9 protein-coding genes are annotated in these 9,787 nt (G+C 37.0%); all 9 read right to left on the reverse strand.

The window, feature by feature from the left end:
• Window positions 1-131 precede the first annotated feature (131 nt).
• The 9 genes from DD829_RS08485 to DD829_RS08525 all read right to left on the reverse strand — a co-directional run bounded on the left by DD829_RS08485 (window position 132) and on the right by DD829_RS08525 (window position 9,659).
• Complete coding sequence (locus tag DD829_RS08485; protein WP_108411674.1) at window positions 132-587, reverse strand: hypothetical protein; 456 nt, start codon at window positions 585-587, stop codon at window positions 132-134.
• A 17-nt stretch (window positions 588-604) separates the two neighbouring features.
• Entirely contained in the window at window positions 605-1,789 is a 1,185-nt protein-coding gene (locus DD829_RS08490; protein WP_108411675.1) for a hypothetical protein, read from the reverse strand.
• Window positions 1,790-1,872: 83 nt separating this feature from the next.
• Window positions 1,873-2,709: a type 1 glutamine amidotransferase gene (locus tag DD829_RS08495; RefSeq protein ID WP_116547673.1), complete on the reverse strand. Its 837-nt coding sequence runs from the start codon at window positions 2,707-2,709 to the stop codon at window positions 1,873-1,875.
• 35 nt (window positions 2,710-2,744) lie between these two features.
• Entirely contained in the window at window positions 2,745-3,863 is a 1,119-nt protein-coding gene (locus DD829_RS08500) for a carboxylate-amine ligase (protein WP_076390024.1), read from the reverse strand.
• A gap of 27 nt (window positions 3,864-3,890) precedes the next feature.
• The gene (locus DD829_RS08505; protein WP_087710438.1) at window positions 3,891-4,844 is read right to left on the reverse strand and encodes a RimK family alpha-L-glutamate ligase; all 954 of its coding nucleotides are present in this window, start codon (window positions 4,842-4,844) and stop codon (window positions 3,891-3,893) included.
• A gap of 48 nt (window positions 4,845-4,892) precedes the next feature.
• A complete protein-coding gene (locus DD829_RS08510; RefSeq protein ID WP_108410417.1) occupies window positions 4,893-5,606 on the reverse strand; it encodes an alpha/beta hydrolase-fold protein in 714 nt (237 codons plus the stop codon).
• Between the two features lie 160 nt (window positions 5,607-5,766).
• Window positions 5,767-6,978, reverse strand: a complete 1,212-nt coding sequence (locus tag DD829_RS08515; protein WP_108410416.1) for an acetyl-CoA carboxylase biotin carboxylase subunit family protein — start codon at window positions 6,976-6,978, stop codon at window positions 5,767-5,769.
• A 140-nt stretch (window positions 6,979-7,118) separates the two neighbouring features.
• A complete protein-coding gene (locus DD829_RS08520) occupies window positions 7,119-8,534 on the reverse strand; it encodes a M17 family metallopeptidase (protein WP_108411265.1) in 1,416 nt (471 codons plus the stop codon).
• 3 nt (window positions 8,535-8,537) lie between these two features.
• Window positions 8,538-9,659 (reverse strand): alpha/beta hydrolase, encoded by a 1,122-nt coding sequence (locus DD829_RS08525; RefSeq protein ID WP_116547674.1) that lies wholly within the window; start codon window positions 9,657-9,659, stop codon window positions 8,538-8,540.
• Window positions 9,660-9,787: the final 128 nt, after the last annotated feature.

A 9,787-nucleotide genomic window follows, 5' to 3' on the forward strand; every position in this document is an offset into this window, starting at 1 on the left:
AAAAGTTTTATGAAACACGTTTCATAAAACTTCCTCCAAACAGCCTAACAATGAGTTTTTGATAGGATTCTACCAACTATTTTTCAGTATTATGCCATAAAAAAAGCTTCGAACATTCGAAGCTTTTTTTATTATCTATTTTCCCATGTCGATTTTATATTCTGCATTTTAACCAGATAAAAATATAACGGGATCAACTCTAATCTTAGGCTAAAACCTATATTAGGAGACGTAAAAGGAATAACTACCATCATGATAATACATATTCCAATGCCAATAATGGCGTCAATAATTGCGGCCTGTGGAGCCCATTTCTGTTCAAACCAAAGTCCGTACGCAACAACTCCTTTGAATATAAACAGAGATGTTACAATTATTCCGGGTAAAGTATAAGGATGACTGGCATTGATGCCATAAAGCGATAGGCTTATATTACTTAAAAAAGGAGCAATCATTAAAAAGATTACGGCAAAAGAACCCCCGATCAGAAAGAACCATAAAAATATTTTGATCCAGAGTGGCAACAAACTTCTTCTTCGTACATTACCCTGGGTTTCAAACTCTTCAAAAGCTGAATTTTCTTCCATTGCTTATTTGTATTAATTTATTCCTCCGCAAAAAACGCATTTGAACTTCCGATCCAGATCGCATCCTTTTTATTGAAATCTACATTTACCATGGCTGCTTTAGTCATTCTGCCCAGATTTTCCAGTAGAATAGGACGTTCATCGTTTTCGCGCCAAATGTATAATAATCTGATCTCTGCTTTTGAAAATTCACCGTTAATATCTTCGAAAATAGGCTCATAAGTTACTTTTCTCTGCAAAATATAGTTTTCTTTATCCTCAATAGCATCAGTAATTTCCTTTGTCGGATTTAAATTGACTCCGCTTCCTGCAAAAGAAAATAAAGGTTTCAGTACAAAATTTTCAAGGCTTTCGCTTTCCGGAAATTCATGCAGGAAATAACTTTTCGGAACAAATTGATGCTGTAAAAGTGGAAGGAGGAATTTAGAAATTTTAAAAAACCAGTTCGGATGCGTAACCCAGGTTACATCAACATCTTCACGGAAATCAAATTCAGTTTTCAGATCCGGAATTCTGTCTAATTCGTCAAAGATAACACGGTTGTAAATTCTTCTGATCTCTGTTAATTTTCCATCGTTTTCGTAGAATAGTTTTCTTCCTTCTTTTTTCACTTTGGTTAAACAAACCGTTTTTATTCCCAGTAATTTTTCAGTCAGAACAAAATCAATGGCAGTTTTCTGCTTTTCAGGATAAATTTCAAGAAGAATTACATTTTCGGGATTTTCATCACCCAGAAGTAAATCCTTCATGTAATTTTTAAAATCATCATGAGGCATTTTATTTTGCAGCTCCGAAAGAAAAGGGTAGACATCACAGAATGTCTGCTCAAAAACCTTCTGAAATGCATACAAAGAAGGGAAAGCCTGAAGTTCGATCAACTGAGGTTCAATCTCGCCGTTTTCACTCTTGCAGATCCCGAAATCTATAGTGAAAAAGTGAGGTTGCTTCGTGTCATTGGGAACTCTGCAGTTATCAGGAATCGCTTTTTGTAAAGTCTCTTCAGGAAGATTCTTAATCTGGCTAATAATGCTTTCGCTGGCGTCAATAAGTTTAGATTCAAATTCTTTTGTCAGAAATAAAGGACTTTCGGAAATTCTGAATCCGGTTTCCAGACCACTTTTCTGTTCTAAAATTTCTTTAAACTGATTGTATTTTTCCTGAGAAAATTCCTGATTAAATTGCTTTCTGTATTTTGGAATCATAATTCTTTTTCTTTTTGTGATTTAAAAAATCGGACAGTTTCTGTGTCCGATTTTTGTATTGATATTTTCGTTTTATTAAAAATTTAAGCCATTGCTTCTGCCTGCTTCAAAACGTTTTTTTTTGCAAACTGTAAGAATCTCGGCAGAATCTGAGCCTGAGTAAGGATGATTTTATCTTCATCATCCATTCTATCCACGGTTTCAAGATACTTTTCCATTCCGAAATTTTCAATCATCGCCTGCTTGTTCTTTTCGTCTTTCAGATTTTCAATCATGCCTGCAGGATTTGCTTCCGGATGAAACTGTGTTCCGAATATTTCCTCCGAAAAACGGATTGCCATCACCGCTCTTTCCAAATTGATGTGTGGGCGGAATTTTTCAATAGCCACGATTTTCATACCCAGCTCCTCAAAACGGTCATGATCCGGCTCAATAAACTGATACGCTCTGGAATCTACTGCATAGAAAGGATCGGGAAGATTTTTGAATAAAAATTCCTGTTCTCCTTCCTCGGTTTTATGAACCGGCATTACTCCGAAAGAATACGATTTCCTTTTGCAGATATTTCCAAGTTTCCAGTGGATACTTGCCAACTGAAAAGAATGACAGATCAGGAACAGATATTTTTTGTCGTCACTATATTGGTTATGTTCAAAAACATTATCCAGAAACTGAGCAAATTTATCTTCCCATTCAAGACCTTCTCTGTGCGGATCTCCCGGACCTCCCGAAGAAATAAAAATATCGAAATCCTCTACATTGGGCATTTCATTTTTAAATCTCACATCGAATGTTTCAATGCTTACGTTTTCCTGAGCACAGCTTAGCTTAAATGCTTCAGAAATTTCTTTAATATTTTTAAAACCCTGATTCACATGATTGTTGTTCATGTCCAGCAAAGCAATTCGAATATCATTCATACGACTTCATATTTTTTACAAAGTTACCAAAAAAATTATGAAGCTGTTTCTCCGTGTGTGATGCCGTACTCAGTTTCTGAGATCATATAATCCACAACTTTCGTAAGGTCTCCGGTTTCATTGAAGACTTTAAGCTGTCGGTCTGCTCCGGTTCCGTTTTCAAGAATTGTCCATGCGTATTCCACCTCTTTTCTGCATCCTAATTCGTCCACCACATCATCAATAAACTCAAGAAGTTCCTTTAAGAGATCAGGATAAGGCACAGATTCTTCTTTTCCGAAATCAATCAGATGAGCTTCAATTCCACTCTTGGAAGCGCGCCATTTGTTTTCATTTAGCAATAATCTTCTGTAGCTTCTGAAACTTAAATTCTGCTGATGAAGTTTGTAGATTTTTGCAACCAAAGCCTGCATTATGGCAGCCAGACAAACGGTTTCATCAATTCTCATCGGCATATCGCAGATTCTGAATTCGATCGTAGGGTAGAACGGGTGAACTCTGAGATCCCACCATATTTTTTTAGCATTATCAATGGTTCCTGTCTTTACCAAAAGGTCTACATAACTGTCGAATTCAGCTAAAGAATTGAAAAAACTCGGAATTCCTGTTCTTGGGAATTTTACAAAAATTTCCTGTCTGTAAGATTTAAAGCCTGTGTTTCTTCCGATCCAGAAAGGAGAATTCGTTGATAGTGCATAAACGTGCGGAAGGAAATACCTCATCACATTCTGGATTCTTACGCCTTCTTCACGGTTAGGGATTCCGATATGGACGTGAAGCCCGAAAATTAAATTTCCTCTCGCCACATCACCCATGTCGTCTACAATTTTAATGTAACGCTCTCCGTTTGTAATGGTGTTGTGTTCCCAGTTGGAGAAAGGGTGCGTTCCGCCGCCGGAAACTCTCAGTCCCTGTTCATGGGCGGTTTTTATAAGATGTCTTCTTAAATTCGTTAATTCGGCTTTTGCCTCCTGAATATTCTGGCAGATGCCTGTCTCCATTTCAATCATGGATTCATGCATTTCATGCTTTAAATTTTCACTTAAAACAGCTTTTCCGCCTTCAATAATTTTCGAAACATGAGAGACCAGATCCCGGCTCTCAACATCAATAATCTGATATTCTTCTTCGATTCCAATAGTAAATTGATGCATTTTTTTTCGTGCTTTTTGTTGATATTCTTATTTTACAGAATCTTTTACGAAAGTTCCCCAAGAGATGTTTGGTTTTCCCGGAACATATTCTTTTGCTTTTTCGATCGCCAATTTGGCTGCGTGTTCTACGATCCATGCAAAATTTTCTTCTCCTACAGAATTTTTGTCTGCATCCGGAGCTGGATTACAGAAGTCGATTGCATAAGGAATTCCGTCTCTTATGGCGAATTCTACCGTGTTGAAATCGTAGCCAAGCGCTTCATTCATTTTGATGGTGTAGTCGTGAATTGTTTTTAATAATTTCTCCAGTTCTGCACCCTGCGTCTGATGTGTAGTTGCATATCTCAGATGATGAGGGTTTCTCGGCTCATAAGGCATGATATGAACATATTTTTTACCTAAGCAGTATACTCTGTAATAATCGTCAAAGATAATTTCTTCCTGCACCATCATTACCAGTTGCTCTGTTTCGCTTAATTTCGACCACAGATCCTCCGGATTTTCCACGCGGTATACATTTCTCCATCCGCCTCCGTCATGCGGTTTCATGTACGCAGGAAAACCTACATAATCGAAAATATAATCCCAGTCGTGAGGGAATTTCAGGTTTCTGAAAGAGGTTTCTGAAGTGTTTGTCGGTCTTTCGTGAGACGGAAGCAAAACTGTTTTCGGAAGCGGAATTCCCAGTTTCGTCATCAAAGCGTTATTAAAAAACTTTTCGTCTGCGCTCCACCAGAATGGATTGTTGATGACATAGGTTCCGTTCAATGCTGCATTTTTCAGGTACGCTCTGTAAAAAGGAACATCCTGCGAAATTCTGTCGATAATTACAGCATATCCGTAATCTGCACCCTGTTCAAGTTTATCAATATGTACAGGTTCTGCGATGATTTCTCCACCTCCCAATTCGTTAACTTTATCAATAAACGCCCAAGGAAACGTATCTTCCATACCGAATAGAATTCCTACTTTTTTTGCCATAAATGTATTTTTTAATGTTGTATTTTAATGTTAAATTTTAAATTATTTTTAAGAGAAAAAGGTTCCGATAAAAGTTGGGAAAACCATTCTCCAAAGCGGCCAGTCGTGATTAATCCACTTTCTTTCATCATACCAGAAATCAATACCTTTTGAAGCTAAAATTTCTGCCATTTCCACGTTTTTATCTTTGCAGATATCTTCATCCGAAGTGCTTAAAACAATATGCATATGTTTGTATTTCCATGCTTCATCATTTCTCACAAATTCACGCGGACAGTTGAAATAAACCAGCTCATCGGAATAGCCGTCCATAAAATTTCTGATGCTGAATGCTCCTGACAGACAGAACAGATGCGAGACAACATCCGGAAAACGGAAAGCAAAATTAGCAGCATGATATCCTCCGAAACTGGCTCCCGCTACCGCAACGCGATGCGTCTTATGAATTTTTTGAACGTAAGGAACGAATTCCTGAATCAGAAACTGAACATATCTTTCATAGTTTTTAATCCTTTGCTGTGGAGAAATATTGTTATCATAAAAACTCCATCCGTCTATGGTCTGAACATTGTAAAGTTTAACTTTTCCCTGCTCTATAAACCAATTGATGCTTCCGTTAAGATGAAAATCATGGTTTTGGGTATACTGTCCCTGTGAAGTCGGAAACATGATGATCGGATAACCGTAATGTCCTGTAACTTCCACTTTAAGACTTGTTCCTAATATATGTGAATAATAATCTGTATGCTCTATCTGTGGCATTTTTTTTTCGTATTTGGGTTTAATCAGTAAATTGATAATAAGGTCTGCCTTTCCATTCTCCTGATTTAATGATTTCTAAATTAGGGATTAAAAAGGGATTTTAGGGTAAACTTAATCTTATAAAATCAATAATTTCTTGATGTTAATTTCTCTTTTTAAATTATGACATAGGTTTGTCTTTTGGCGGAAGAATATTCAGCAGTTCAGCATGAATTTTTTCGGCTGCCCTGTCTAATCTTTCCTGAACGATTAACGAATCTTTCGATTTGTAAACGATTCCGACATGATAATCTATCGGTAAGAATTTTACCGCTTCTTCGCATTCAAACTGATTGTAATCCGGCTCTTTGTCTTTAATTAAAGCGACAATAAGCCCTGAATAATATCCTGTAGGTTTAGAAACCTCATAGTTTTTTCCTCTTAATAAAGCATCTTCAATTTTCGCCCATTCTCTCCAGATGTTAATGTTGCTAGATGCTTCCACGAGATCCGGAATATGCGCTCCACCCACTCTTGAAGAAGTTTCAAGAAAATAATATTTCCCGTCGTCTTTGCTGCGGATAAATTCTGTGTGGGTCGCACCGTTAATAAGTCCGAAATTTGATAAAACTTTCGAGTTTACCTCTTCAAGAGCCTTAAATTCATCAGAATATCTTCCAAGCGTTTTTGTTCTGAAAACACCTCCTTCATGCGAAACCTCCATCGGAGGTGCCAAATATTTTGAAGCGGAAGTGAAAACGATTTCTTTGTTAAAAGTAAGACTGTCTACATGATAAACATCTCCCGGTTTGAAGCTTTCCAGAAGAAACAGGTGACGTTCTTCACCCAGATTATCAAGAGCCTTCCAGAGATCTTCTTTGGAATTCAGTTTTTTAATTCCTGAAGCAGAGGCTTCGGAACGTGGCTTTAAAACCCACGGTGCAGGAACCTGATCTACAAAATGATTAACCTCATCATTATTAAAAACTGCCGTAAATTCAGGAACATTAATTCCGGAATCCTTTGCTTTTTGTCTCATGGCAAGTTTATCCCTGAAATAGCGGTGCGTAGTCTGTCCCATTCCCGGAATTCTGAATGTTTCACGGATAAGCGCCGCTTTTTCCACATCATAATCGTCCAGAGCAATAACGGCGTGTACTTTTCTGGTCTGCATCAGATGGGAAAATCCCTGCACGAGATGATCCAGATTCCAGACAGAAGGCTTTACTTCAGGCATATAGAATACCTCATCGATGGCATGCCACGGCCAGTTTTTTTCTTTAAGATTTTCGGATGTTACTAAAATTATTTTATTACCGAGTTTTTTCATTTCATCCATGAAATCATAACCCTTGTAATAGCACGAAATACATACTATTGTTTTCTCCTCCATACAATGTTTTTTAGTTTTTGATGAACTTTCAAAAATAAAAACGTTTTTTTATTAATTATTTAATGTTAAAAATTAAAATATTGTGCGCTTTTGAAAATTCTATTTCAATTATACAGAGAATTTTTGTAATAAACTAATTTTTAGTGATAATTTTCGATTAAATCGGCTAATAATTGCACTCCAAATCCCGTTGCAGCCTTTTCTTTGGCATAACCTACATTTCCGAACGCCACTCCGGCAATATCAAGATGCGCCCATTTAGGATGGTTTTCAATGAATTGTTCTAAAAATTTAGCCGCAATAATGCAATCTCCGATAGGTTTCATCGAAATATTCTTAATATCTGCCACATCCGACTGGATATCGTCTTTCCAGACATCCCAAAGCGGTAAATTCCAAAGTCTCTGATTGGTTTTATCGCCGGTTTTTATCAAAAGATTTTTCAATTCTTCATTGTTGGAAAACAGAGCGCCACACGTATCGCCAAACATTCTTACGGAACTTCCCGTAAGCGTGGCAAGGTCGATCAGAAAGTCAGTTTTGAAGTTTTTCGCCATATAAGAAAGTCCGTCGGCAAGAATCATTCTGCCTTCCGCATCGGTATTGAGAACCTCAATTGTTTTTCCGTTGTAAGCCGTAATAACATCACTCGGAAGAAAAGCATTTTCAGAAATAGCATTGTCGGTTATAGGTAAAATAGCAACAATATTAACCGGAAGCTGCATTTCTGCGGCATAAATCAGAGTTCCCAAAACGGCTGTTGCACCGCCCATATCCGATTTCATATAATGCATATTGTCCGGATTTTTCAGAGAAATTCCTCCTGTGTCAAACAATACACATTTTCCGACCAAGCCGAAAGTGACTGCATTTTTAACATTGGTTTTGTATTCAATAATGGTGAATGCTGCGTCATAAGCACTTCCCTGATTAACGGAAAGATAAGCTCCCAAACCAAGTTCCTCACACTTTTTCCTGTTAAAAGAAGTATATTTTAAATCGTATTTTTTGGCTAAATTTTTTAAATATAAACTGAAAGTATCAGGTTTCTTGAGATTGGCGGGCTTGTTCAGCCATTCCTGACAGGCGGTCTGTCCGTTGCTCAGTGCTTCAGCTTTTTTACTGATGGTGTCTAGTTTTTTCTGGCTTAAATTTTCAAAATGAAGCTCAAATTTAGCATTCCAGAACGCATGCGTTTTTTCGAAAGGATAATTATAGGTTCCCAGTAATAAACCCTTTGCAAATTCTTCAAACTGCCTCTCGTTCAAACAGTCGGCTATAACTAATGTCGGGACAGGCTGTACTTTTCCTTTCTGCGTCTGGGAAAACTTCACGGCAACCTGCTGAATTTCAAAATTCTGCAAAGTAGATTTTCCTAAACCTATAAAATAAGTAATACCTTCTTCATGGGCATTCACGAAAACTTCATGCTTTTTACCCGTAAAGAAAGTTGAAATGTTTTTATTGAAATTTTTGCTGGTTTTCGTCCATTCTTCTTCTGTGAAAAGATGAAAAACCTGCGTGTAATTTTTATTTTTTTTGTTGATTAATTTCATAATTTAATTTTTAATGCTTTCCTGATGTGGTTTTACTTCCACCGGGTTTTCTGTGTTGTTATAATAAAGCCATTCAATCGCTCTCGGGAATTCCTGCGACCAGTAAAATTCGCTGTGCGTACCTTCCGGATTGATGCTTGTTCTGAATTCAAAATCGAAAAGATTCTTTTTCTCCCAGCGTTTTAAATATTCTTCAAAAATGTGAATTCTTTTTACCATTTTCGAACCTTCCTGACCGCCTCCGTAAAGATAGATTTTCGTTTTAAAAGGAACCCTGAAGCTCATCATCGGGAAATTGTTGTTCGGTTCCACCCAAAGTGAAGGCGAAAATATCAACAGTTTGGAGTAGACTTCAGGATAAAGAAAACCACTGTAAATACTGATAAGTGCGCCGAGAGAGCTTCCTCCGATTCCCGTATTATCACGGTCTTTTTTTGTACGGTAAGTCTGGTCGACATAAGGTTTTAGAGTGTCTGTAATAAAACGGATGTATTTTTTACCTTCAGATCCGTTCGCGACATTGTCGTTATCAAAAATATATTCTTTAATCCTTTCTTCGCTTCCGTGTTCTACTGCAATGATGATGACATCTCCACGACCGTATTCTGAGAGAATGGAAAGTTTTTTATCGATTTCCCAGTTTCCGTAGCCGCTTCCTTCATTAAATAAATTCTGTGCATCCTGAAGATACAGAACAGGATATTTTTTGTCTGAAACATAATAATCATAGGGTAGAAGTGCCCATATTTTTCTGTAACGGTCTAACTGCGGAATGTAGAATTCCTCCGAAATAATTTCTGCAATCGGAAAATATTCATCTTTAAAAGGTCCCCAGTTCAATCGCCATTTCTCAACAATGTCCGATGTTTTTCCTGCCGCTTTTGAAGCTTTTTTATTAGGAGTAATGCTTCCGTACTTGTCGAGTTCTACATTTTCCCAGCCTCCTTTTGTAAATTTATACTCTACAATATCTGGCAAAAGGGCATCATCAATTTCGATAAAATAGTTTTGGGGGTCTTTTTGTGTAAGTTGAAAGTTGTAGTCTTTCGGGTTCCAATTGTTGAAATTTCCTGTGATATAAACAGTTCTTTCATCACTTTCTGCTGTATAAAGTTCAAACTTCATCCGTGTTTTTCGTAAAATTAAAGCCTAAATTTATAAAAAATCTTTTTATGACAAATCATTTTAAAACGATAAACACTGAATAAAAAAGCGTTATATTTGATAGAAACAAGTACTGCAAAGAGTTTAAC

The organism is Chryseobacterium sp. HMWF035 (genome assembly GCF_003094695.1).
Classification (GTDB): domain Bacteria; phylum Bacteroidota; class Bacteroidia; order Flavobacteriales; family Weeksellaceae; genus Chryseobacterium; species Chryseobacterium gambrini.